The sequence below is a fragment of the Solwaraspora sp. WMMB335 genome, assembly GCF_049179075.1.
Lineage (GTDB): Bacteria > Actinomycetota > Actinomycetes > Mycobacteriales > Micromonosporaceae > Micromonospora_E.
Window position 1 is genome coordinate 2590519 of sequence record NZ_JBMHMF010000001.1, and the last position, 25490, is coordinate 2616008.

21 protein-coding genes are annotated in these 25490 nt (G+C 70.2%); 10 read left to right on the forward strand and 11 right to left on the reverse strand.

Annotated elements, in window-relative coordinates; translation table 11 throughout:
• Positions 1-161 precede the first annotated feature (161 nt).
• The 6 genes from ACN27F_RS10975 to ACN27F_RS11000 form a co-directional block, all read right to left on the reverse strand.
• Positions 162-1127, reverse strand: a complete 966-nt coding sequence (locus ACN27F_RS10975) for a PLP-dependent cysteine synthase family protein (protein ID WP_421433146.1) — start codon at positions 1125-1127, stop codon at positions 162-164.
• 14 nt (positions 1128-1141) lie between these two features.
• Positions 1142-1510 (reverse strand): MoaD family protein, encoded by a 369-nt coding sequence (locus ACN27F_RS10980; protein ID WP_421433148.1) that lies wholly within the window; start codon positions 1508-1510, stop codon positions 1142-1144.
• A 61-nt stretch (positions 1511-1571) separates the two neighbouring features.
• Positions 1572-2063, reverse strand: coding sequence for a Mov34/MPN/PAD-1 family protein (locus ACN27F_RS10985; RefSeq protein ID WP_421433150.1), 492 nt, complete (start codon positions 2061-2063; stop codon positions 1572-1574).
• A 99-nt stretch (positions 2064-2162) separates the two neighbouring features.
• Positions 2163-2663, reverse strand: coding sequence for a DUF2017 domain-containing protein (locus ACN27F_RS10990; protein ID WP_421433152.1), 501 nt, complete (start codon positions 2661-2663; stop codon positions 2163-2165).
• Complete coding sequence (gene clpS, locus ACN27F_RS10995; RefSeq protein ID WP_421433154.1) at positions 2660-2950, reverse strand: ATP-dependent Clp protease adapter ClpS; 291 nt, start codon at positions 2948-2950, stop codon at positions 2660-2662. The genes ACN27F_RS10990 and clpS overlap by 4 nt, the downstream gene beginning before the upstream one ends.
• Before the next feature lie 59 nt (positions 2951-3009).
• Positions 3010-4620 carry a hypothetical protein gene (locus ACN27F_RS11000; protein ID WP_421433155.1) on the reverse strand — a complete coding sequence of 537 codons (1611 nt, stop codon included), beginning with the start codon at positions 4618-4620 and terminating at the stop codon, positions 3010-3012.
• A gap of 173 nt (positions 4621-4793) precedes the next feature.
• Between ACN27F_RS11000 and ACN27F_RS11005 the strand changes: the two genes are divergently transcribed.
• The 4 genes from ACN27F_RS11005 (at position 4794) to ACN27F_RS11020 (ending at position 10664) form a co-directional block, all read left to right on the forward strand.
• A complete protein-coding gene (locus ACN27F_RS11005) occupies positions 4794-7421 on the forward strand; it encodes a LuxR C-terminal-related transcriptional regulator (RefSeq protein ID WP_421433157.1) in 2628 nt (875 codons plus the stop codon).
• Positions 7422-7425: 4 nt separating this feature from the next.
• Positions 7426-8712 (forward strand): nicotinate phosphoribosyltransferase, encoded by a 1287-nt coding sequence (locus ACN27F_RS11010; protein ID WP_421433159.1) that lies wholly within the window; start codon positions 7426-7428, stop codon positions 8710-8712.
• A 63-nt stretch (positions 8713-8775) separates the two neighbouring features.
• Positions 8776-9357 (forward strand): isochorismatase family protein, encoded by a 582-nt coding sequence (locus tag ACN27F_RS11015; RefSeq protein WP_421433161.1) that lies wholly within the window; start codon positions 8776-8778, stop codon positions 9355-9357.
• 101 nt (positions 9358-9458) lie between these two features.
• Positions 9459-10664 (forward strand): MFS transporter, encoded by a 1206-nt coding sequence (locus ACN27F_RS11020; RefSeq protein WP_421433163.1) that lies wholly within the window; start codon positions 9459-9461, stop codon positions 10662-10664.
• A gap of 45 nt (positions 10665-10709) precedes the next feature.
• On the opposite strand, the gene ctaD is transcribed toward ACN27F_RS11020, so the two are convergent.
• From ctaD to eda, 4 genes are all read right to left on the reverse strand, one after another.
• On the reverse strand, positions 10710-12464 hold the full coding sequence (gene ctaD, locus ACN27F_RS11025) for a cytochrome c oxidase subunit I (protein WP_421433165.1): 1755 nt from the start codon (positions 12462-12464) through the stop codon (positions 10710-10712).
• A gap of 183 nt (positions 12465-12647) precedes the next feature.
• Entirely contained in the window at positions 12648-13763 is a 1116-nt protein-coding gene (locus ACN27F_RS11030; protein WP_421433167.1) for an FAD-dependent monooxygenase, read from the reverse strand.
• Between the two features lie 272 nt (positions 13764-14035).
• Complete coding sequence (locus ACN27F_RS11035; RefSeq protein ID WP_421433168.1) at positions 14036-15157, reverse strand: sugar kinase; 1122 nt, start codon at positions 15155-15157, stop codon at positions 14036-14038.
• Positions 15158-15224: 67 nt separating this feature from the next.
• Positions 15225-15902, reverse strand: a complete 678-nt coding sequence (gene eda / locus ACN27F_RS11040) for a bifunctional 4-hydroxy-2-oxoglutarate aldolase/2-dehydro-3-deoxy-phosphogluconate aldolase (RefSeq protein ID WP_421433170.1) — start codon at positions 15900-15902, stop codon at positions 15225-15227.
• Between the two features lie 66 nt (positions 15903-15968).
• Here eda and ACN27F_RS11045 point away from each other — a divergent pair, with 66 nt between their 5' ends.
• Together ACN27F_RS11045 and ACN27F_RS11050 are read left to right on the forward strand one after the other, a co-directional pair.
• Entirely contained in the window at positions 15969-16742 is a 774-nt protein-coding gene (locus tag ACN27F_RS11045) for an IclR family transcriptional regulator (protein ID WP_421433172.1), read from the forward strand.
• 233 nt (positions 16743-16975) lie between these two features.
• Entirely contained in the window at positions 16976-18130 is a 1155-nt protein-coding gene (locus ACN27F_RS11050; protein ID WP_421433174.1) for a GH12 family glycosyl hydrolase domain-containing protein, read from the forward strand.
• Positions 18131-18239: 109 nt separating this feature from the next.
• Here ACN27F_RS11050 and ACN27F_RS11055 read toward each other — a convergent pair whose 3' ends face one another.
• Positions 18240-19019, reverse strand: a complete 780-nt coding sequence (locus ACN27F_RS11055) for an aldo/keto reductase (protein ID WP_421433176.1) — start codon at positions 19017-19019, stop codon at positions 18240-18242.
• Between the two features lie 195 nt (positions 19020-19214).
• Here ACN27F_RS11055 and ACN27F_RS11060 point away from each other — a divergent pair, with 195 nt between their 5' ends.
• From ACN27F_RS11060 to ACN27F_RS11075, 4 genes are all read left to right on the forward strand, one after another.
• Positions 19215-20723, forward strand: a complete 1509-nt coding sequence (locus ACN27F_RS11060) for an MGH1-like glycoside hydrolase domain-containing protein (protein ID WP_421433178.1) — start codon at positions 19215-19217, stop codon at positions 20721-20723.
• A gap of 404 nt (positions 20724-21127) precedes the next feature.
• Complete coding sequence (locus tag ACN27F_RS11065; RefSeq protein WP_421433180.1) at positions 21128-22300, forward strand: hypothetical protein; 1173 nt, start codon at positions 21128-21130, stop codon at positions 22298-22300.
• The gene (locus ACN27F_RS11070; RefSeq protein ID WP_421433182.1) at positions 22287-25007 is read left to right on the forward strand and encodes a nitrate- and nitrite sensing domain-containing protein; all 2721 of its coding nucleotides are present in this window, start codon (positions 22287-22289) and stop codon (positions 25005-25007) included. The genes ACN27F_RS11065 and ACN27F_RS11070 overlap by 14 nt, the downstream gene beginning before the upstream one ends.
• Positions 25004-25483, forward strand: a complete 480-nt coding sequence (locus tag ACN27F_RS11075) for a roadblock/LC7 domain-containing protein (RefSeq protein WP_421433184.1) — start codon at positions 25004-25006, stop codon at positions 25481-25483. Before ACN27F_RS11070 ends, ACN27F_RS11075 begins: the two co-directional genes overlap by 4 nt.
• Positions 25484-25490 lie beyond the last annotated feature (7 nt).

Below are 25490 nucleotides of genomic sequence, written 5' to 3' on the forward strand. Positions count from 1 at the left end.
CGCTCGGCAGCCTACGCCGCAGTCTGCGAGGTCATGAAAGATCCGCTGCAACTTGTCGCGAACGTGACACAGAAGCGCGAACAACCGGAGCGACTTCGACAAGCCGACCACCGTCGCCCATAGCACAACCAATCATTTGCCCAGCGGACAGCCGGGCTCGGCTATGCCCAGAGCTGACCTTCGAGCGCTTCCTCGGCATCGGCGAGTGTGCCACCGTAGGCACCGGTCGAGAGGTACTTCCAACCGGCGTCGGCGACCAGGAACGCCACATCCGCCCGCCGACCGGCCTTGACGGCTTCGTGCGCGACGGCGAGGGCGGCGTGCAGCACCGCACCGGTGGAGAACCCCGCGAAGAGTCCCTCCACCTCGACCAGTTGGCGGGTGCGCAACACCGCGTCGCGGGTGCCGACGGAGAACCGACGGGTGAGCACGTTGGCGTCGTACAACTCGGGTACGTAGCCTTCGTCGATGTTGCGCAGGCCGTACACCAGCTCGCCGTACCGGGGTTCGGCCGCGACGACCTCGATGCCGTCGACCTTCTCCCGCAGGTACCGTCCGGTGCCCATCAGGGTGCCGGTGGTGCCCAGCCCGGCGACGAAGTGGGTGATCGTCGGCAGGTCGCGCAGCAGCTCAGGCCCGGTGGTCTCGAAATGGGCCTGCGCGTTGCCGGCGTTGCCGTACTGGTAGAGCATCACCCAGTCGGGGTGCTCGGTGGCGATCTGCTTCGCGGTCGCCACCGCCTGGTTGGAGCCACCGGCCGCCGGGGAGAAGATGATTTCCGCGCCGTACATCCGCAGCATTTGCACCCGCTCCGCGGAGACGTTCTCCGGCATCACACAGACCAACCGGTAACCGCGCAGCTTTGCCACCATGGCCAGGGAGATGCCGGTGTTGCCGCTGGTGGGTTCGAGGATGGTGTCGCCGGGCCGCAGCCGGCCGGCCTGTTCGGCCGAGCGGACCATGAACATCGCGGCCCGGTCCTTGACGCTGCCGGTCGGGTTGCGGTCCTCCAGCTTCGCCCAGAGCCGCACCGGTGGTGCCCCGTCGGGCACCACCGGGGAGAGCCGCGGCAAGCCGACCAGCGGAGTGCCGCCGCACGCGTCCAGCAGGCTGTCGTAACGCGCCATCGCCGGACCCCCGCTCAGCCCGCGGCAGGCCGCGTGGCCGGTGCCGACAGGTGACCGGCCGGCGCCGACTGATGGCCCAGCAGCGCGGCGGCCGCGGCGAACCCGAGGGCGCCGCCGGCAACGGCCGGCAGGACCGTCACCGTGTCGCCGTCCGACAGCTTCGCGTCCAGTGCGCCGAGGAAACGGACGTCCTCGTCGTTGACGTAGATGTTGACGAACCGGTGCAGCGTGCCCTCGGCGGTCACCAGTCGGCCGCGCAGCCCGCCGTACTTGGCGTCCAGGTCGTCGAGCAGAGCCGCCAGGGTGTCGCCACTGCCCTCGACGACCTTTGCTCCGCCGGTGTAGCTGCGCAGGATGGTGGGTACGCGTACTTCGATTGCCATTGAGGTGCTCCTAAAACGACGGTGGGTGGGATCAGACTGCGGTGCGGGTGCGGCGCCGGAATCAGCGGCCGGACGGACACTCGTAGTCGACCGTCGTCGGGGTCTGCCCGAACAGGTACGACTGCACCGCGTGCGAATCGACACCGGCGTCGATGAGATCGACCGGTTCCTCGGTCACCACGCTGTCCACGATGCGGAACGACCGGATCTCGGTGACCTCGGGATCACGGGTGGAGACCAACAGGTAGTGGGCCTCGGGCCAGCCGGCGATCGCCGCGTCGGTGCGGGACGGGTACGCCTCGGTCGCGGTATGCGAGTGGTAGATCACCACCGGCTCCTCGTCCCGGTCGTCCATCTCCCGCCAGAGCTGCAACTGCTCCATCGAGTCGAACTCGTAGAACGTCATCGAGCGGGCCGCGTTCTGCATCGGGACGTGCCGGGTGGGGGTATCCGAGCCCACCGGTCCCGCGACCACGCCACACGCCTCGTCAGGATGGTCCCGGCGGGCGTGGGCGACGATCGCGTCGATGATCGACCGGTCGATGCTCAGCACGCCCACCAGACTACCGCCTTTCGCGGCCCGGACCCGGCGTGGTGGTCGTCACCCGTGGGGCGCAGGGCCGGGCGGGGCAGCGGTCCACGGCCGGCCCGACTAGTCGATCATGGCCCCGAGCAGGGACTCCTGCAGATAGCCGAGGTAGGCGTACACCGAAAGCTGGAAGAGCCGGCCCGAGGACGGATCCGCCGTCTCGGCCGCCGAGAGCTCGGCACCGAGATCGGTGTCCGGTTTGATGTCCAGCCGCACACCCATGGCCAGCCGGGCGTCGTTGATCGCCCGCAACCACGCCTCCGCCGTCTCGCCGTCCAGGCGGACCTCTCCCCCTTGCTCACCGGGCAGTGCCGCCAGCACCGCACCCGCTTGGTCGATCTTGGCGGTCTTGAGATCACTTTCGGTGTAGCGACGGAACTCCGCCGAGCTGTCGGGATCGTCCGGATAGGTGTCTGGAAACAGCCGACCGACGACCGGGTCGTCGTGGTCGAACCCCTCGGTCAGCAGGCCGACCACTTCCGCCGCGACCTTGCGCAGCACGCGTACCTCATCGGGGGTGAAGGTGGCGACGATCCGCCCGCCCCAGCGCCGGAACATGCTCATGCCCGATCGACGGTCGCCCACAGCCCGTACGAATGCAGCCGGGACGCGTCGAGCTCCATGCGTTCCCGGGCACCGCTGGACACCACCGCCTTGCCCTTGTGATGCACGTCGAGCATCAACTGCTCCGCCTTCGCGTGGCTGTACCCGAACAGTCGCTGGAACACCCAGGTCACGTACGTCATGAGGTTGACCGGATCGTCCCACACGATAGTCACCCACAGTCGCTCGTCACCCGGCACCTCACCAATGTCCGGCGTCTCGACCGGAGCAACCTGTGGAGCCGCCATGCCCCCCATCGTGCCACCGCCACCACGCGCGTGAGCAATCGGAACGGTCATCCGATCCGCTACCGGGGCAGTTCGCCGAGGTCGATCGCGTCGGCGAGCAGTCTTGCCAGACCTCGAAGCAGTGCGTCGAACCGCTGCGTGACCTCCCGGGACAGGGCGATCTCCAGCGCCCGGACCACCTGCTGGGTCCACCAGCGGGCCTGCTCGGGCGCCATGCCGGAGGGCCCGGTCGCGGGATGCCAGCAGTCGGCGGCCAGCGCCAGGCCGATCGGCGGCAGCACGGACCACGACCCGGGCATCGAGTAACCGGCAAAGACATCCGCCGGCTGGTCGGACGGCACGCCGACGGACACCCGATGGTCGGACGGCACGCCGACGGACACCCGATGGTCGGACGGCACGCCGACGGACACCGACCGCACCTCGCCGGACGCGGAGCAGAGCAAGCCGGCCGCCATCGGGCCCGGCGACAGGTCTGACAGCATCCGGCCGCGCAGCGACTCCCCGACCCGTCGGCGATTTTCAGGCCCGGGCCGGACCCCGGGCAGCAGACCGCACATCTGGTCGATGATTCCGTCCACCGCGGCGGCGATCGACGCCGCCGTCTTGGTGGCCAGCGCGAGCAACTCACCGTCCAGGAAGCCGGCGGTGGCCGCGGGACCGCCGCCGAAGAGTACTTCCTGCACCCCGGCCAGGTGGATGTTGGCCAGGTCGATCGCGAGCTCCTGGCGCACCCGCTGGCCGGCCCGGCGTACCGAGCGGTCCAACTGGTGGGGCCAGTCGGCACCGCCGGTCGCGTCCGGCCGCGTCGCGGGCGTGCGGCGTCGTGCCGCCTCGCGGTCGGCGAGCGCACCGCCGGTACGGTGCAGCGTCTCCCGGTCCGCCCAGTCGATCAACGTCCGGCGCAGGTGCGCCACGTCCCCCGCCGCCGGATCGACCGCCAGCCAGGACGCACCGGCGAAGTCGGGCACGGTGGCCGAGATCGCCGCCGCCGGCGTCACCGCGAGGAACACCGCGGCACCGGCCGCGACGGTCTGCCGCAACAGGTCGTACTCGGGCTGCTGCGGAGGTGGGCCGGCGCCGATCACGAACAACAGCGCGCCGCCGCGACGCGCCGCGTCGACCAGCACGGCCCTGCGGGAATCGGTCCGCGCCCCGGTGTCCGGTGTGTCGACCAAGGTGAAATGCCGTAGCAGTCGGTCCGGTCGGGTCATCTCGATCCGCCGGGGTGGCCGGGGCAACGATGTCGCCGGGTCGGAGCGCGCGGTACGGACGGGGATCGGCCAGGGTTCCGGCCAACCGGGCAGGTATGCGCCGATCCACGTCCGGCTGCCGTAACGGACCGTCAGATAGCTCGGCGAGGGCCGGTCGACCGGTGGCACGGCGTCGCCGAGCAATGCGGACAGTACCGCGCCCCGGCTGTCCCGGTCGCTGCCGGCGATCACCACGGCGACCGGTTCGTCGGCCGGCCACGACCGGCCGGTCGGACGGAGGTCCGGGCTCTGCGCCGGATCCATCGCGGGCACCCCGCCCGGGTCGGCCGCCGACCCGCCTGCCGGCGACGCGGCCGCTCGCCCACCGGGCTGGCGCCGGGTCCGGGACCCGCGCTGGCGGGACGTCGGAACCCGGCCGGCCGGCAACGGGACGTTGGACGCGGTCGCTGACTGCATGGATCTAGCTCCTTTGTGTGCTGATGGCCACAAGTACCAGCAAGCCAACGCTATGTGCATGATCAGTTACATAACGACAACTGTCTCTACTCAACTGATCAAACACTCGATACTCAAATGCGCTCCGTCACCGGGCCAGGTCGCTGGGCGATGGTTCTATATGCTGCCCTGCCATGAGCCTGTGGAGCTTTGTGGGACGGGCCGAGGAGCTCGATCGGCTGTCCGCCGCGGCCACCGGCGGCGGACGCGGCCTGATCCTCAGCGGCTCGGCCGGTATCGGCAAGAGTAGGCTGCTGCGCGAAGTCGTCGACCGGCTGCCGACGGAGACGTACGCCGTCTGGTTCGCCTCGGGCAGTATCAGCGCCGCCGGGCTGCCGTTCGCCGGGCTCGCCCAGGTCCTGCCGGCGGAACAACCGCCCGGACTGTCACCGTCCGCACTGCTGCGGTGGGCGGTCGAGTCGCTGCGCCAGCGGGCTGCCGGACGGCCGATCGTGCTCGCCATCGACGACGCGCACCTGCTCGACCCGTCCTCGGCCGCGGTCACCAATCTGATCGCCCGCTCCGGTCGGGCCACTGTGCTCGGTACCCTGCGCAGCGGGGAGCCGGTGCCCCTACCGGTACGCGCGTTGTGGGCCGATGACCTGGTCGAACACGAGGAGCTGCGCCCGCTGAGCGTGCCGGACACGGCTGGGCTGCTGACCGAGATGCTGGGCGGGCCGCTCGATCCGCCGTCCGCCGAGCGGCTGTGGCGACTGTCCGAAGGCAACCCGCTGCTGCTGCGGGAGCTCGTCATCGCCGCCCAGTCCGGACACGAACTGACCCAGGCGTACGGGGTCTGGCGGTGGACCGGCCGGTTGGAACTCGCCCCCAGCCTGACCGATCTGATCGACACCCGCATCGGCGCGCTCAGCCCGCAGGTCCGGGCGGTCGTCGAACTCGTCGCGTTCGGCCAGCCGATCGGCCTGCGTCTGCTGCTACGTACCACTCGTCCGGACGATGTGGAGACCGCCGAGGAACGCGGCCTGATCCGGGTGGTGGTCGACGACCGGCGGCACGACGTGCACCTGGCACACCCGCTGTACGGCGAGGTGGTACGCCGCCGCTGTCCGGTGACCCGGGCCCAGCGGCTGCAGGCCCAGCTCGCCACGCTGGTCGAGCGGGCCGGGGCCCGCCGCCGAGACGATCTGCTGCGGGTCGCGGTGTGGCGGCTGGAGTCGGACACCGCCGACGATCCGGCCGTGCTGCTCACTGCCGCCGCGCAGGCGTTCGCCGGCTACGACATCCCGCTGGCCGACCGGCTGGCCGCGCGGGCGCTGGCCGTCGGCGGCGGTTTCGCGGCGGCCGAGCTGATGGCCACCATCCTGATGTTCCGCGACGAGCCCGAGCGGGCACTGGTGATCATCGAGTCGGTCCGCGACGAGATCACCACTGACGAGCGGCGCAGTCACTGGCTGATGGTGTTCGGCCTGGTCGCCTACTGGGGGCTCGGGCAGGAGTCCACCGTAGAGGAGCTGGCGGCGGGCGCCGAGCAGCTGCCCGACCCCGCCGCCCGGGTCCGGGTCAACTCGTTCGAGGCGATCATGCGGCTGCACCGGCTGGAATGCGACGCGGCGCTGCGCCTGGCCAGGTCGGTACTGGACCGGCCGGTCGCCAGCCCCGCTGCCCATGGCCTCGCGCAGTGCACGATCGCCCACCTGCAGGCCGCGCAGGGCGACTTCACCGGCTCCACCCGGGCGATCACCCGGGTGGAGGCCGACGCCACCCGCTGGCGGGCCGAACTGCCGTACCTGCAGCTGGCCCTGGAGCTGGCCCGCGGCACCCGGCTGGTGCTCGCCGGCGACCTGGCCGGCATCGACGCGATCGTCGCCGAGGAGTTCGCCGACCTGGCCGATGCCGGGGACTTCCGGCTGGGCTCGGGCTACCTGTCGGTGATCCGGGCGCAAGCCGCCCGGCTGCGTGGCCGGCTCGACGAGGCGGTCCGGCACAGCCGGCAGGCCTGCGCCGTCCTCGCCTCCGGCCGGGTGTTCGCCGGCCTGGCACACGCCGAACGCGCGTACGCCGCGGCCCTGCGCAACGAGCCTGTGGAGGCCCGGGTTGCGATGACCGACTCCGACCGTGCCCAGGCACCCGGCATGGCGATCCTGTATCCGTGGCGGGAGCAGGCCAGGTGCTGGGTGGCGGTGGCCGAGGGCGATCAGGCCGGTGCCGTCGCCATGCTGCTGGAGCTGGCCAGCAGGCTGCGGGCGGACGGTTTCGCCGGGCACGAGTTGCTGGTGTTGCACGACCTGGTCCGCCTCGACCGGGCCGAGCTGGCCGCCGACCGGCTCGCCGAACTGGTCGGGCAGGTCGAGGGCCCACTGCCCGCCCTCGTCCTGCGCCAGGCCCGCGGCGCCAGCGGCGGCCCGTACGGCGAACTGATGCGCGCCGCCAACGGGTTCGCCGAACTGGGGTTGTACCTGTTCGCGGCCGAGTCGGCGGCGATGGCGGTGCACCGGTCCCGGGTGGCCCGCGCGCCCCTGGTCGGACAGGCGAACGTGCTGCTCGGCGAGCTGATGCAGCATTGCGCCGAGGTGCATACGCCGGCGCTGCTGGCCGGCCAGCCCCGGCTCACCGATCGGGAGAACCAGGTGGCCCGGCTGGCGGCGGCCGGGGTGGCCAGCAAGGACATCGCCGAACGGTTGTTCCTGTCCCCCCGCACGGTGGAGAACCATCTGCAGCGGGCGTACGGCAAGCTGGGCGTGACCAGCCGCACGGAGCTCGCCAGCGCGTTGCGGGCGCTGCCGCCGCCAGCCGTACAGTAGCCGGGTGACCAGCCAGAGCCCCGCGCTGCTGACCGACCACTACGAGCTGACCATGCTCACTGCCGCGTTGGCCGATGGCAGTGCGCACCGGCACTGCGTGTTCGAGGTCTTCGCCCGCCGACTGCCGACCGGGCGGCGTTACGGCGTGGTCGCCGGCATCGGGCGCCTGGTCGAGCTGATCCGTGACTTCCAGTTCGATCCGGACACCATCGGTTACCTGCGGGACCGGGGTGTGGTCGACGCCACCACCGCGAAGTGGCTGGCCGACTACCGGTTCACCGGCGACATCGACGGGTACGCCGAGGGGGAGCTGTTCTTCCCCAACTCGCCGATCCTCACCGTGTCCGGCACCTTCGCCGAGTGCGTCCTGCTGGAGACGCTGGTGCTGTCGGTGCTCAACCATGACTGCGCGATCGCGGCCGCGGCGGCCCGGGCGGTGACCGCCGCCCGCGGCCGGCCGGTGATCGAGATGGGTTCACGACGCACCCACGAGCAGGCCGCGGTCGCCTCGGCCCGGGCCGCGTACCTGGCTGGTTTCGCCGCGACCTCGAACCTGGCGGCCGGTGCCCGGCACGGCATCCCGACCGCGGGCACCTCGGCGCACGCGTTCACGCTGCTGCACGACGACGAACGGACCGCGTTCGCCTCCCAGGTGGCCGCGCTGGGCAGCGACACCACGTTGCTGGTCGACACCTACAGCATCAGCGACGGCATCCGCAACGCGATCGCGGTCGCCGGCCCGGACCTGCGGGCCATCCGCATCGACTCCGGTGACCTGTCGGTGCTGGCCCAGCAGTCCCGGGAGCTGCTGGACTCGCTCGGCGCGACCGAAACCAAGATCATCGTTTCGGGCGACCTCGACGAGTACGCGATCGCCGCCCTCGCCGCCGAGCCGGTGGACATGTACGGGGCAGGCACCGCCGTCGTCACCGGCTCCGGCGCCCCGACCGCCGGGCTGGTCTACAAGCTGGTCGAGGTCGACGGGCGCCCGGTGGTCAAGCGCTCGGAGAACAAGGCCACCGTGGGCGGGCGCAAAGTGGCGGTACGCCGGCACAAGCCGACCGGCACCGCGACCGAGGAGATCGTCGTCTCCCAGGGGGTGCCGGACCGGGTCAACGGCGACCGGGTGCTGCAACGGTCCTTCGTCGCCGCCGGTGAGCTGTTGGACGTACCGACCCTGGCGGACTCCCGCGAGCATCTGCGCCGCTGCCTGATCTCGATACCGTGGGAAGGGCTGAAACTGTCGGCCGGCGATCCGGCGATCCCGGTCACCATCGTGCCGGCGGAGTAGCGGCCGGCACGTCGCAACCAGACGTCCGGAACCGACCGGCACCGGCACCGGAAGGAGAGACCGATGCACCGCGCGTTGATCATCGTCGACGTACAGAACGACTTCTGCGAGGGTGGCTCGCTCGCGGTCGGCGGCGGCGCCGGCGTGGCGGCGGCGATCTCCCGCACCGTCGCGCAGGCGCCCGCGCAGCGCTGGCAGCACGTGGTGGCCACCAAGGACTACCACATCGACCCCGGCGCGCACTTCGCCGACCAGCCGGACTTCGTCGACTCCTGGCCGCCGCACTGCGTGGTCGGCACCGGCGGCGCCGACTTCCACCCCGATCTCGACACCGGCGCCGTCGAAGCGGTTTTCCACAAGGGTCGGTACGCCGCCGCGTACTCCGGATTCGAGGGTCGCACCGACGACGGCGCGGACCTGGCCGGCTGGCTGCGCGAACGTGGCATCACCGGCGTGGACATCGTCGGCATCGCCACCGACCACTGCGTACGGGCGACCGCGCTGGACGCCGCCCGGGCCGGTTTCGACACGACGGTCCTGCTCGACCTGACCGCCGGTGTCGACCCGGCCACCACCGAGGTCGCGCTGGACAAGCTGCGTACGGCCGGAGTCACGCTCAGTGGCGAGCCCGTCCTGCGCGCCTGACGTTCCCGCTCCTGCCACCCGGGGCGGAATCACCTACCCGCAATCCGATGGCGCGATGTCGTACCCGGCGGGGATGATGCCCGCCGGAGGTAGCGACCGCGATGAGAATGGCCCCTTACCGACAGGCACTCGCCCTGCCCGGTGTCCTGCGCCTGCTCGCCGTGTCGATCCTGGCGCGGATTCCGAACACGGCCGCCGGGGTGGCACTCACCCTGTACGTGGTGCTGGAGCTCAGGCGGGGCTACGCCGCCGCCGGTCTGGTCGGCACCGCGTTGACCGTCGGTGGCGCGATCGGTGCGCCGCTGCTCGGACGGTTGATCGACCGGCACGGATTGCGGCCGGTGCTGGCCGGATCGGTCTGCGCACAGGCGGCGTTCTGGGGTTGCGCCCAGGCCCTGCCCTACCCTGGGCTGCTGGTGGCGGCGGTCGTCGGCGGCCTGCTGACGCTGCCGGTCTTCTCGGTGATCCGCCAGTCACTGGCCGCCCTCGTGCCGCCCGAGCAACGACGGCCGGCGTACGCGCTGGACTCGATGTCCGTCGAGGTCTCCTTCATGATCGGGCCGGCGCTGGCCGTCGGGCTGGCCACCGCCGTGTCCGCCCGGGCCGCGATTCTCATGGTCGGTGCCGGCCTGGTCGGGGCCGGTCTGCTGCTGTTCGCCGTCAACCCGCCGATCCGGGCACTGCACGAGACCCCGCCGCAGGCCGGGGTGCGCGTCCCGCGGCGACAATGGCTCACGCCGCGGTTGCTCGGGGTGTTCGCGGCCGGCGGTGCCGCGACGCTGGTCCTCGGTGGCACCGACGTGGCACTCGTCGCCACGCTGCGGGAGAGCGGACAGCTGGCGTACACCGGCGTGGTCCTGGTGGCCTGGGGGGCGTACTCACTGGCCGGCGGGTTCGCCTACGGCGCGACCCGCCGGACGCTACCGCCGGTCGGCTTGATGATGCTGCTCGCGGTGGCCACCATCCCGGTCGGCGTCGGCGGCGGCACGTGGTGGCTGCTCGGGCTGGCGCTGCTGCCCGCCGGGATGCTCTGCGCGCCGACGATAGCGGCGACGGCGGACGCGGTCAGCCGGCTGGCACCGGCGGCGGTACGCGGTGAGGCGATGGGGCTGCACGGCTCGGCGATGACCGTCGGGATGGCGGTGGGCGCTCCGCTCGCCGGCGCGGTCGCCGACGTCGCCGATCCGGCGTGGGCGTTCGTCGCGATCGGCACGGTCGGCCTGTTGGTGGCGTTACCCGTGCTGGCCTACCAGACCCCGACGATCTTGGGCTTGTCGAACGACACAACGGGCATGTCGTCTCGATAAATCCAAGATCGTCGGGATGTTGTGGCCGGGCCAGGGGACGCCGAGTCAGTTGATGTTGGCGGCGGTGTCTTCCTGGTAACTGGTACCGCCATCGGACTCGCTGGTCAACGGCTTGGCACCGCCCTCCGGCGGGCCGGCCACGGACTGGTGGCCGGCGGCCAGCTCGGGGAACTTGAGATCGAACGCCGGCCGCTCGGATCTGATCCGCGGCATCCGGTCGAAGTTACGCAGCGGTGGTGGGCAGCTGGTGGCCCACTCGAGCGAGTTGCCGTGCCCCCACGGGTCGTCCACCTCGACCAGCGGACCGGCCTTGTACGACTTCCACACGTTGTAGAGGAACGGCAGCGTCGACACGCCGGTGATGAACGAGCCGACGGTGGAGATCGTGTTCAGCGTGGTGAAGCCGTCGGTGGGCAGGTAGTCGGCGTACCGGCGGGGGAAGCCCTCGGTGCCGAGCCAGTGCTGCACCAGGAAGGTGGTGTGGAAACCGATGAAGGTGAGCCAGAAGTGCACCCGGCCGAGCCGCTCGTCGAGCATCCGCCCGGTGAACTTCGGGAACCAAAAGTAGATCCCGGCGAACACCGCGAAGACGATGGTGCCGAAGAGTACGTAGTGGAAGTGCGCCACCACGAAGTACGAGTCGGAGACGTGGAAGTCCAGCGGTGGGCTGGCCAGCAGCACCCCCGACAGGCCGCCGAAGAGGAAGGTCACCAGGAAACCGATCGCCCAGAGCATCGGGTTCTCGAAGCTGATCTGGCCACGCCACATGGTGCCGATCCAGTTGAAGAACTTCATGCCGGTCGGCACGGCGATCAGGAAGCTCAGGAAGCTGAAGAACGGCAGCAGCACCGCCCCGGTGGCGAACATGTGGTGTGCCCAGACACTCATCGACAGCGCCGCGATCGCGATCGTCGCGGCGACCAGCCCCTTGTAGCCGAAGATCGGCTTACGGGAGAAGACCGGGATGATCTCGCTGATGATGCCGAAGAACGGCAGCGCGATGATGTACACCTCGGGGTGGCCGAAGAACCAGAACAGGTGCTGCCACAGCAGCGGTCCGCCGGTCTCCGGGGCGTACACGTGCGCGCCGAGCATCCGGTCGGCGGCGAGCGCGAACAACGCGGCGGCCAGCAACGGGAAGACCATGATCACCAACAGGCTGGTGATCAGGATGTTCCAGGTGAAGATCGGCATCCGGAACATCGTCATGCCGGGGGCGCGCAGGGTCAGGATCGTGGTGATCATGTTGACCGCGCCGAGGATGGTGCCGAGGCCGGAGATCGCCAACCCGACGATCCACATGTTGGCGCCGACGCCGGGCGAGTGTTCGACGCTGCTCAGCGGGGTGTAGGCGAACCAACCGAAGTCCGCCGCCCCACCCGGAGTGAGGAATCCGCCCATCGTCAGCGTGCCGCCGAACAGGTACAACCAGTACGCGAAGCTGTTCAGCCGGGGAAACGAAACATCCGGCGCGCCGATCTGGATCGGCGTAATGTAGTTGGCGAACGCGAACACGATCGGCGTTGCGAAGAACAGCAGCATGACCGTGCCGTGCATGGTGAACAGCTGGTTGTACTGCTCCGGTGAGAGAAACTGCATTCCGGGCCGGGCCAGTTCGGCCCGCATGATCAACGCCATCAGGCCGCCGAGCATGAAGAACACGAAGGCGGTGACCATGTACATGATCCCGATCTGCTTCGCGTCGGTGGTGCGCAGCAGCCGTGCCATGGCCGAACCCCGGATCGGCTCCCGGACCGGGAAGGGCCGGGTGGCGATCGGCTTCGGTGCGACGGTGGTCACGAATGGCCTCCGGTTCTCGTCTATGCCGCGGCACCGCGCTGCTGGTCTGCCGGCCGTGCCTCGCAGGCGAGGATAGTCCCCGCTCGTCCCCGGTCCGCACGCCGGGTACCGGGACGCACCGGCTGGTCACACCGCAGGCCCGGTTCCGGTCGACCAGCGACGCCCCGGACCGGCCGGCGGCGCTCAGGCCGGGTCGGTCAGCAGCCGGTAGTGCTCCTGGAAGATCCGGGCGCCCTTGTCGCGCAGCTGCGGATCGCGCAGACCGGGCGCGACGTCTCGGGTCCGGTCACGGTCGCGGGTCCGGTCCAGCACCCACTGGGTACGGGGACGACGCCGGCTCTCGTACCCGACGAGCGCCTCGGCCACGGACGGGCGGGTGCGCAGCATCTCGGCGAGCACCAGGGCGTCCTCGAACGCCATGGCCGCTCCTTGCGACAGCGTCGGCGAGGTGGCGTGTGCCGCGTCCCCGACGAGCACCACGGCGCCCCGGGACCAACTCGGCACCTCCACCTCGTCGGTGACGGCGACCTGCACCCCTTCCATGGCGTCGAGCACGGCCGGCACCGGTCCGCCGTACCCGCCGAAGATTTCGCGTACCCGGGCCAGCGGGTCGGCCGGCGGCGTGGACCCGGTCGGCAGCGGCTCGTCGGCATAACAGTAGAGCCGGCCGTAGCCCATCGGCATCAGAACGATTCCCGACCGTTGGCCGAGCAGCGCGGTCCACTCGTCGATCTGCGGACCGCCGGTGATCACGCTGCGGTACGCGATCGTCCCGACCGGGTGCGCCGCGCCGCCCAGCCCGGCCAGTCGACGTACCGTCGACCGGCGTCCGTCGGCACCGACGACCAGGTCGTACTCGGCGTACGAACCGTCGCCGAAGGCGACCTTGGTGGTCTCGTCGTCCATCTCCAGGTCGCACACCTCGGTGTTGTGCCGCACTTCGCCGCCGGCTCCGGTGAGCAGCACCCGATGCAGGTCGGCCCGGGGCAACGCTCGGCACTCACCGACACCGTGCCACAGCTGTTCGAGATCGACGCCGCACAGTGGGTCGCCGGCCGAGTCGAAGTAGCGCTGTCTGCGGATCACCGCGCCGAGCGGACGCAGCGGATTGTCCAGGCCGAGGTCCCGCAGGGCCCGAATCGCGTTGCCCGGCAGAAAGATGCCGGCACCAGCCACAACCGACGGTGCGAGCTTCTCCACCACCACTGGCCGTAGGCCAGCCAACCGCAGCGCGCGGGCCAGCGCCAATCCGGCAACGCTGGCGCCGACGACGAGCACGCGCACGGGTGCTTGAGCCATAGTCCGCGCCGCCTCCGGGGGAATAGACACTCATTGAAGCCAAGAGACTACTGCCGGCAACACTGTCGGCGGTAGGCCCATCCCACCCTCTTATTTCGCGCAGATCTTGCGGTTATGGTGCCCATGACAATCTGGTTAAATCGCCCGACTTGCGCCCAGCGGGCGCGAACCGTCGACTCGGGACCACGATGGCAACATCCACTCGTGGAAATCTTAACGGGTCAACAGTGCCCGTGGCAGCCACCAACTCCACGCAGGTCCGCGTACGCGACTCAGCGTTGCACGCGCGCGCCGCCACCGGCCACCAGCGACTCGACCTCCTTGCGGCTGGCCATGGAGGTGTCGCCCGGAGTCGTCATGGCCAACGCGCCGTGCGCGGCACCGTACTCGACCGCGAGTGCCAGGTCGCCGAACTCCAGCAGGCCGTAGAGCAGCCCGGAGGCGAAGCTGTCCCCGCCGCCCACCCGGTCCATGATCTCCAGGCCCGGCCGGTGGGTGGCCGTCACGAAACCGGTCGCGGACGACCAGGCGATCGCCCCCCAGTCGTTCACCGTGGCGGTCCGCACAGTACGCAGCGTGGTCGCGACGACCTTGAAATGGGGGTACGCCCGGGACACCTCGGTGATCATGCGCTGGAAGTTCGCCACTTCGAGCTCGGTCAGACTGTCGTCGGTGTCCGGCACGGCGAAGCCGAGACTGGCGGTGAAGTCCTCCTCGTTGCCGATCATGACGTCGACGTACCCGGCCAGCCGTCGGTTGACCTCCTGGGCGCGGGCCTGCCCGCCGACCGCCTTCCACAGGCTGGGGCGGTAGTTGAGGTCGTACGAGATCACCGTGCCGTGCCGGCGGGCGGCGGCCATCGCCGCCTCGATGGTGTCCGGCGTGGTCCGCGACAGCGCGGCGTAGATGCCACCGGTGTGCAGCCAGCGCACCCCCAGGGTGCCGAACAGGTGGTCCCAGTCGACGTCGTCGGGACGCAACTGACTGGCCGCGGTGTGGCCACGGTCCGAGGTGCCGACCGCACCACGGACACCGAAGCCACGCTCGGTGAAGTTGAGACCGTTGCGTACGGAGCGCCCGATGCCGTCGTAGGGCATCCAGCGGACGAACGAGGTGTCCACCCCGCCCTGCAGGATCAGATCCTCCAGCAGGCGTCCGACCTCGTTGTCGGCGAACGCGGTGACCACGGCGGTACGCAGTCCGAAGCACCGGCGCAGGCCACGCGCGACGTTGTACTCGCCGCCACCTTCCCAGGCCCGGAAGGTACGGGTGGTACGCACCCGCCCCTCTCCCGGATCCAGCCGCAGCATGACCTCCCCGAGCGACACCAGGTCGTAGCGACACTGTTGCGCTGCCCTCGGGCGCAGCGGCGTTACAGGGTGGGCTTCCGACATGTCCTCGTCTCCTGGATGGGAAAGATGCGGATCGTCGTTGACGTCACGGCAGCGGCCATGGAACGGCTCAGCCGCTGATCACTCTTTCGCCGCGGGCGGCGGCGACCGCAGCGGCGGTCAGCCGGGTCACCTCGGCCCAGTCGCCGGCGTCCAGCAGTGTGGGGGCGACCATCCACGTGCCACCGACGGCGAGCACGGCCGGATGGGCCAGGTAACCGGCGACGTTGGCGGTGTTCACTCCGCCGGTCGGGATGAACCGTACCGACCGGAACGGCGCGGCGAGGGCGGCGACCATGCCGATGCCGCCGAGTTGCTCGGCCGGGAAGAACTTGACCGTGTCCAGACCGGCGTCGAGCGCCATCTGGATCTCGGTCGCGCTGGAGACGCCCGGAAACACCGGTACATCGAGTTCCTGGCATCGGCGTACCACCGCCGGACCGAAGCCGGGGCTGACCACGAACCGCGCGCCGGCCTGCACCGCGCGGTCGACCTGCTCGACGGTGAGGACGGTGCCGGCCCCGACGAGCATCTGCGGGTGTCGTGCCATCGCGGCGATGGCGTCGGCGGCCGCCGCGGTCCGGAAGGTCACCTCGGCGGTCCGCAGACCACCGTCGGCCAGCGCGGCGGCCAACGGCTGCGCGCCGGCCGGATCGGACAGCACGACAACCGGCAGGATCCGCCCGGCACCGATCACCGAGACGACGTCGCCGCCGAACTTCTGTTCACCATCATGAACATTGGTCACGTATCTGACCCTACTCTGCGCGCCGACCCTGTCAACCAACCCGTCGTTCTGGCTAGAGTGACCGCCATGGCGGCGAACGAGGGGTTCCAGCCGGTCAAGTCGGCCGGCCGGACACTTGAGGTGCTGGAGGCCCTGGCCGCCACACCCGAGCGGCGCTCCCTCGGCGAACTCGCCCGGACCCTGCGGATTCCCAAGAGCAGCCTGCACGGCATCCTGCGCACGATGGTGCAGCGCGGCTGGGTGGAGACCGACGGCACCGGCACCCGATTCGGCCTCGGCGTACGCGCTCTGCAGGTCGGCGCCGCCTATCTGGCGGCGGACGACGCGGTGAGCCTGCTCGACGGGATCCTCGACGGGTTGGCCGGGAGGTTCGGGGAGACCGTCCATCTCGGGCGCCTCGACGGAGCGCACGTGGTCTACCTGGCCAAACGCGAGTCGGTCCATCCGTTGCGGCTGTACAGCGCGATCGGCCGCCAGTTGCCCGCGCACGCCACCGCGCTCGGCAAGGTACTGCTCGCCGAGCATCCCGACGACCTGGTCGACCGCCTGCTCACCTGGCCGTTGCACCGGTTGACCAGGCGCACGATCGTCGAGCCGGCGGCGTTGCACGCCGAGCTCGCCACCATCCGGGAACGTGGTTACGCCGTCGACCGCGAGGAGAACACCGAGGGCATCGTGTGCCTGGCGATGGCGATGCCGCTGCACCACCCGGCCACCGACGCGATCAGCCTGTCCATCCCGGCCGCCCGGGTCGACGCGGCCGGCGAGGCGAGCGTGGCCGACGCGCTGCGGGCCGCCGCCGACCAGGTCCGGGCCGCCCGCAGCCTGATCACGACCTGATCGGGCAACGCAACGCTGCGACGGCCGGACCGGCAGGAAAACGCCGTCCCACCACACGAACAGCTTCCGACCAGCCAAGCAGATCGCTATCGATCTATATCTGGCATCGATTTCCGGCTACGTGTTGCCGGCTCTTTTCAGGTGTGTGAATGTGCCCTAGCGTCTATGGGAGCGCTCCCGCGACGTTAGTTCGGTACCTACCCCACCCCACGGACAGACAACCAAGGAGCACGATGAGACGCCCGATCCGCGCCGCCGCAGCAGCCGGCCTGCTGCTCACCGGTAGCCTTGTCGCCGTGATCGCCGCCACGCCCGCCCAGGCTGACACGGTGATCTGCGAGCAGTACGGCACCACCACGATCCAGGGCCGTTACGTGGTGCAGAACAACCGCTGGGGAACCACCGCCCAGCAGTGCATCAACGTGACCAGCACCGGCTTTTCGATCACCGCGCAACAGGGCAGTTCGCCGACCAACGGAGCACCCGTTTCGTACCCGTCGGTCTTCTACGGCTGCCATTACACCAACTGTTCCCCGGGCACCAACCTGCCGATCCAGGTCAGCCGGATCAGCAGCGCGCCGAGCAGCATCGACTACACGTACGTGAGCAGCGGGACGTACAACGCCTCGTACGACATCTGGCTCGACCCGACGCCACGGACCAACGGTGTCAACCAGATGGAGATCATGATCTGGTTCCACCGGCAGGGCTCGATCCAGCCCATCGGTTCGCCGGTCGGCACGGCCACCGTCGGCGGTCGCAGTTGGCAGGTCTGGACGGGCGGCAACGGCGCCAACAACGTCGTGTCGTACCTCGCCCAGTCCTCGATCACCAGCTGGAACTTTGACGTGCTGGACTTCATCGACGACGTACGGGCCCGTGGCCAGATCACCAACTCCTGGTACCTGACCAGCATCCAGGCCGGCTTCGAGCCGTGGAACGGCGGTACCGGTGCCGGGGTGAACACCTTCTCGGCGGCAGTCAACACCGGCGGCACGCCACCGACCACCGCGCCGCCGACCACGGCGCCGCCGACCACGGCGCCACCGACCACCCCACCGCCGGCCGGTGTCGGCTGCCGGGTCGGCTACACCCCGAACACGTGGAACAACGGATACACCGTCGACGTACGGATCAGCAACACCGGTAACAGCACGATCAACGGCTGGACGCTGGCGTACCAGTTGCCGGCGGGTCAGACCATCAGCAACTCGTGGAACGCCACCGTGTCGCAGAGCGGCTCCTCGGTGACCGCCCGCGACGTGGGTTGGAACGGGACCATCGCGCCCAACGGCACCGTGTCCTTCGGCTACCAGGCGACCTACAGCGGGTCGTACTCCTCACCGACCAGCTTCACCCTCAACGGCACGTCCTGCGTCACCGCCTGATCCAGTCACGACGGTCTGCCGACCTGCTCGCCCGCCGTCGTCGTCGAGCGGGTCGGCAGGCCCAGGATCGGGCCCAGGAGCACCGGGCTGGGCGCGGTCTGGGCGCGGGCTAGGCGTCAATTGCCGCCATCTCCTCCGGACTCAGCTCGAAACTAAAGATGTCAGCATTTGTCGTGATCCGCTGAGGTGTGACCGACTTTGGGATTACCACGATCCCGTGCTGGACGTGCCAGCGCAACACCACCTGCGCGGCGGTGACCTGATGCGCCCGGGCGATCCGCAGCAGCGTCGGATCGTCGAGATCGGTGTTCTTGAACGGGCTGTACCCCTCGACCACGATCCCCCGGGCCCGGTGTTCGTCCAGGCTGCGCCGATCGTGCCGACCCGGCGCCCAGGGCACTTGATTGACCACAGGGGTCACTCCGGTCGCGTCGGCCAACTCGTCGATCTGGCCGACGCCGTAGTTGCTGACCCCGATGGCACGGGCCGCCCCCTTGTCCCGCTGGGCGATGAATTCCCGCCATGTCGGCAGACCGGGGTCGCCACCGTACGGTGGCCAGTGCACCAGCCAGAGATCGACGTAGTCGGTGCCGAGCGCGGCCAGACTCGCGGCCATGGTTTCCGGCTCGCGGCCGGCCCGCTCGGGCGGTAGCTTGGTGGTGACGAAGATGTCTTCGCGCGGGACACCGCTGTCCCTGATCGCCCTGCCCACCTGCGCCTCGTTGCCGTACATCGTTGCGGTGTCCACGTGCCGGTACCCAGCGTCAAGGGCGACGCGCATCGCCCGATAGCCGGATTCGCCGGTGGCCCGCCAGGTGCCAAAACCCAGCAACGGCATCTCGACCTCAGAAGTGAGGGGTACCACTAGCTGCTCTGCGTACCCTGCCATGTCCGGCACCTACCCTCCACGACCTGCGGCTATGCCTAGCCGGACGATGCATCGTCCGGTTGCTGACACTGGTTGCCACCCGGGGAGCCGAGGGCACATGCTGTTCACCGCGCGTACATTCGTCGTTACCAAACCATCATCGGGGTGGTTCTGACCTGGTCAGCTGACCAGGTCAGAGATCAACAGGACGGGAATATGAGCAACATCGGCACCACCACTGCCACGGAAACGCTGGACGCCTCCACCACGACTGCGGCAGCGCCGGCCGCAGGCCCGACGACCACCGGGACACCGCCTACGCTAACGACCCGACCAGCCGCTCTCGACGCCGGCTACCCGGCCGACTCGGTCACCGGCCAGACGCTCGACGACCTGTGGCACATGGCCCGCGCGGTGCTCGACGCCAACTGGTCCCACAACCACACGGTGCCCTCGCGTACTCTCTACCCGCACCAGTGGAGCTGGGACGCGGCCTTCATCAGCATCGGTCTGGCCCGGGTCAACCCGCAGCGGGCCTGGCAGGACCTGCGCAGCCTGTTTCTCGCCCAGTGGCCCGACGGTCGGGTGCCGCACATCGTCTTCGATCCCAACGTCGCCGAACGCGACTACTTTCCCGGCCCGACTTTCTGGCAGGTGCCACGGTTGCGGCCAGGGCATTCGGACGGAACCGGGATCGTCCAACCGCCCGCGCACGCGATCGCCGTCTGGGAGATCTACCGCCGGTCGCCGGACGACCGGTCGCTGGCCGAGCTGCGCTGGTTCTACCCCCGGTTGGTCGCCGCCCAGGACTACCTGCTGACCTGCCGTGACGCGGGCCGCGGTGGGCTGGCCAGCATCGTGCACCCGTGGGAGTCCGGACTGGACAACAGCCCGGCCTGGGACGCAGCCCTGTCCGCCGTACCGGCCGACCTGGGCGTGCTCGCCGGCCGGCAACGCCACGACAACCGCGTCGCCGCGGTGGCCCACCGGCCGACCGACGAGGACTACGCCCGGTTCGTCGCGTTGGCACTGGCCTACCGCGACGGCGGTTACCGCGACGACGACCTCCCCGGACGGCACGACTTCGTGGTCGAGTGCCCGACGTTCAACGCGCTGCTCAGCGCCGCCGAGCGGGCACTGGCCGCGATCGCCACGGTGATCGGCGTCGATCCGGGACCGCACCTGGCACGGGCCCGGCGGATCACCCAGGCGATCGACGAACGGCTGTGGAATCCGCAGACCGGCATGTACCACGCCTTGGACGTACGCACCGGGCGGCTGAGCCCGGCGCGCTGCGTCAGCGGACTTGTGCCGCTGATCCTGCCCGATCTTCCGGCACCGCGGGCAGCGGCGCTGATGGCGATGGCCGAGTCCGCCCGGTTCGGGATCTCGGCCGCGATGCCGGTGGCGAGCTACGACCGTACGGCGGACGACTTCGACCCGGTGCGGTACTGGCGTGGCCCGGTCTGGATCAACATCAACTGGCTGCTCTGCCGTGGGCTTCGCGACCATGGCCGGCCCGCACAGGCCGCGCAACTCCGTACTGCGATGTTGGATCTGGTCCGCCGATCCGGTTACTACGAGTATTTCCATCCGGTGACCGGCGACGGGGTGGGATCGGCCGCCTTCAGTTGGACCGCGGCGCTGGTCCTGGATCTCCTGGCTGACCCGGAAGGACTGGACGAAGTGACGAGTGACCAGGCGGCCGCGGTTACCGGACGGTAGTCGAACAGGTGTCGACCAGCGCCGATCCGACACTCCGCCCGATACCAATGCCCTTTTGGGCTGGCCACCCGCAGATGCTGGTGATTCCGAGATTACTCGCAATCCGGTCAGCAACCGATTGCACTGCCATGAGAAACGTCCGTAAGTAGCCACTCGAATACCGTGAGTCGCAGTTCGCCGTACGGTGAGCGACCGACGGCCTCACGGATGGTTCCCGCCCGCCGGCAGGGCATCTATCTTTCCCTGCCGGCGGGCACCAAGCCGGGCCGCAGGTCGTACGCCCGGAGGTCGCCCACCGCTGTTCGCTGTGACCGCCAGGGGGGTGGGCGATGCAATCTGCACACGAAGCCGTACGGCAACCCGTGACCAAACCGTTCGGCCGGCGACGCCAGCTCGACGGACCCATGCTGCGTTCTGTAATCGCGGCACTGGTGATCCTTCCTGTCTGCGTGCTCTTCGTGCAGCTGTGGCGAGGCACCTCGACGGACATCGCCTTCGCCGAGCGCGAGCGCGAAGGCGTGGCGTATCTCGACGCGCTCAACGAACTCACCGTCGCCGTGGTCGACGCGCAGTCGGCCGCCGTGGCCGGACAGCCGGTCAACGACGAGGCGCTGGCCCGCGCGCTCGACTCCGTCGCCCAGGTCGACGAGCGCCACGGCGCGTCGCTACGGGCGCAGGAGCGCTGGAACACCTTGCGGGCGGCGGTGGAGGCGCTGCCGGACCGGCAGTTCCCAGACCGGACCGCGGCCTATGTCGCGTACGGCGAGGTCACCGAGCTGCTGCTGGCTCAGTACGCGCGGGTACGGGAAAGCTCGAACCTGATCCGGGATCCGGAAGGCGACGCCTACCACCTGCAGGACGGCGCGGCCGAGGAGTTGCCGGAGGCGATCGTGGCGACCGCCCGCTTCGCGGACCTCGCCGTGTTGTTGCCGGCCCGCCCCACCGCCGAGCGCGGGCTGGCCCTGGTCGAGTTGATCGCGGCGATGAACGATGTCCTCTCCCCCGCCGACGACCTGGCCAGCAACGTCCAGGCCGCGGTGGAGAGCACCGACAGCCGGACGATGAGCAGCAATCTGCTGGCCCAGGTCGACCGGTTCCGGCGCAGCATGGACGGGATCGCGGCAGCAGCTGCCACGCTCAACGCCGGCAGCGGCGCCAACGCCGGTGACAGCGGCAACGGATCGGGCGCACCGCAGGTCAGCCAGCTGGTCCAGCTACGCGGCGAGGCACAGGCAGCCGCCGCCGAACTGGCCGCCACCATGCTGACCGAACTGGACGGCCTGATCGCGGATCGGCTCGCCGAGCTGCGTCGGGGCCAGTGGCTCTCGGTAGGTGCGCTGGTCGTGGCGATCGCGCTCGCCTTCGCTCCGATCGTGACCACCTACGTACGGGGTGCTGGCCACCCGGCCGGGTCGGGGCCGTCAACGGCGGACCGGCCCGGCGGGTCCGAGCGACGAGGTCCGGACCAGCCACCCCGGTGGCCGGAACTGGAGACGGTGCCGCGCGACCCGGCCGGCACCGACGGCACCGACGGCACCGGAACGGGACGACGGGGGCAGACAGTTGCTGCTCGATAGGCTCCGGATCCGCGGAAAGCTCGCGCTGCTGGTGATGGTCCCGCTGATCACGGTCGCGGCGCTGACCGTGCCGATCGTGGTCGACCGGCTCGCCTTGGCCAACCGGGCAGCCGAGATCGTCCGTACCGTGCAGGCCGGCGGCCGGGTCGGTTCGCTCGTCCAGGACCTGCAGCAGGAACGGTTGTTGGCGGTCGGCCACCTGCTCGGCGCGGTGGACCGGTCCCGGCTGGTGCTGCAGGAGGCGACGATCACCGACCGGATCGCCGACATCCGGGCGGACATCGGCGGGATGCTCGGCCCGGAACTGGCCGCGGCGGTCGACGCCGTCGACGATCTGGCCGGGCTCCGCGACGAGGTCCTGACCGGCACGGCCGACAGCGATCAGGTGATGGCCAGCTACGGTGCGCTCATCGTCCGGTTGATCGACTCGATGCGGCTGGTCGACACCGCGGACGTGACGACAGCGGAAGGCCGGCAGATCGTCGCGCTGGACGCCGCGCTACGGCTGGACGACGCGATCAGCTCCGGTGCCACCCACATGCTGCTGGTGGTCGGGACCCGCAGCGCCGCGGCGACGGCCCGGTACGCGACGAGCCTGGTCGCCGCGCAGGACAACGCCACCCGCTTCAGCCGGTTCGCCACCACCGACCAGTTGGCCCTCTACGAACTGGTCGAAGAGGCCCTCGACCAGCGGCTCGGCGTCGGTTTCTCCGCCCAGTCGCAGAGCGGCGCCCTAGACGGGTCCTCGACGGATCCGACCCAGGCACTGGCCGAGCTGACCGCGCCGGTGCTCTTCCCGTCCCTGGAGTCGCTGATCGCACTCGGCCGGTTCGTGGAACGGAAGATCGTCATCGACGTCTCGGGCGAGGTGGCCCGGCGGCAGGAGCAGGTGCTGGTCACCGCGTACGGCGTGGTCGCCGGCGTCGGCCTGATCCTGCTCGCGGTGATCGCGTTGAGCCTGGTCATCGCCCGGTCGGTCGCCCGGCCGTTGGCCCGGCTAACGTCCTCGGCCGACCGCGTCGCCCGGATCGCCGAAGCGGAGCTGGTGCGCGTCGCCGACGACGAGGCGGAGACCCCGGACCCGGTACGGCTCGACCCGGTCGACGTGAGCGGCACCGACGAGATCGGCGATCTGGCGCGGGCGTTCGAGCGGGTGCAGAGTACCGCCGCCCGGCTCGTCGAACGGCAGGTGTCCAGCCGGCGCAACGTGGCGCAGATGTTCGGTCACGTCGGTCGGCGTACGCAGAATCTGGTCGGTCGACAGCTGGCCCTCATCGACCGGCTGGAGCGCGAGGAGACCGAACCGCACCGACTACAGCACCTGTACCGGCTGGACCACGTCTCCAGCCGGCTGCGCCGCAACGCGGGCAGCCTGGTCGTGCTCTCCGGTGCCACGGGCGCGGCCGAACACATGTCGCCACTGCCGGTGTCGGACGTCATCCGGCTGGCTCTCGGTGAGATCGAGGACTACACCCGGGTCGACGTCGCGGCCCCGACCGGTCGTGCCCTGCGGCCGTCGGTCATCGCGGACGTGGTGTTGCTGCTCGCCGAGGTGATGGAGAACGCCACGGTCTTCTCACCGCCGCACACCCGGGTGAGCGTCACCGCCACACCGGTCGACGACGGGCTACGCATCACGGTCGTCGACCGTGGTCTCGGGCTCTCGCCGCAGCGGTTGGCCGAGGAGAACACCCGGCTGACCCGGCGGGAACGGTTGGATCTGGTTCCCACCGAGGTCCTCGGTCTGTTCGTCGTCGGCCGGCTCGCCCGCCGGCACGGCATCGACGTCGAACTGTCGGCCACCGACGGCGCAGGCGTGACGGTCACCATCGATCTCGGTGCCGAACTGCTGGTCGCTCCCGCCAGTGAGCTGCCAACCCAGGCCGCACCGGCACACCCGGCACCCAGGTGGCCGACACCGGTCCAGCCGGCCCGACTGGCCCCGGTGCCGGAGTCGCCGGACCACACTGGTGGGCTGACCGGGTTGCCCCAACGGCGGCGAGCAGTGGCGCTGGCGTCGGTAACCGACATGGCTCGTGACGGGTCCGATCCCGAACGCGATTCGGCTGCCGCAGACTCGGCCGCCACCAGCACACCGGCCACCAGCACACCTGCCTTCGACACGTCCGCCCTGGCTCGGGCCACGCGCACGCTCGGTGCCGGCACCCCATGGAACGCCTTCGCGCCACCGGCACCGGTCCCACCGGCACCGGCACCGGCACCGGCCACACTGGCACCATCGCCGCCGTCGGCGACGCCGGTTGCCACCCCGGTGCCCGCTGCCAAGGAGCCGGGTGGACGGACACCGCTGCGGCAACGGGTGCCGGGCGCGCAGCATCCGGTCGGCACCGGGCCAGCACCGCAGGTCGGCACCGGGCCAGCAGCGGCCGGCGACCGGACCGGCCAACCTGCCGGCGACCCGGCCACCGCCCGCGCCTTGGTCGAGGAGTTCGAAGCCGGGGTCCGGCGGGCACAGGACCAGGTCGCCAGGGACGCCGCCGGCACCGGATCGATCCGTCTGACCCAGCGGGTACCCGGCGCGAGCCTGCCAGATCCACCACCGGCTGCCCGCAACGGTGCCCACCAACCGTGGCCGCCGGATCCGCAGGCGGCCAAGAACGCACTGGACGAGTTCGAGACCGGCGTCCGGCAGGCGCTCACCGAAATCACCGCACGACACCAGCACCGTAAAGGAACGGAAGCATGACCAGTCCGTACAGCCCGGAAACGGCTGAACGCACGGCGCAGACCACGGGCACGAACGGCGCGCTCAGCGCCGAGGCACAAACTTTCAACTGGTTGCTGGATTCGTTCACCTCCAGCACGGCCGGCGTCCGGGAGGCGATCGCGGTCTCCTCGGACGGACTCCTGATGGCCATGTCGGCGATCCAGGACCGGGCGAACGCGGAGCGCCTCGCCGCGGTCGTCTCCGGCATGACCAGCCTGGCCGGCGGCGCCGCCAACTGGTACTCGCTGGGCGCCTTGAACCGCGTGGTGGTGGACATGGCCGACGGGTATCTGCTGATCAGTTCGATCAGCAGCGGTTCGGTACTCGGCGTGATCGCCGACCGTTCGGCCAGCCTCGGTACGGTGGCGTACGAGATGACGCTGTTCGCCGGACGGGCGGGCGGCGCACTCACTCCCCGGCTGATCGCCGAGTTGAAGAACTCCGTCCAGTCCTGACCCGCTC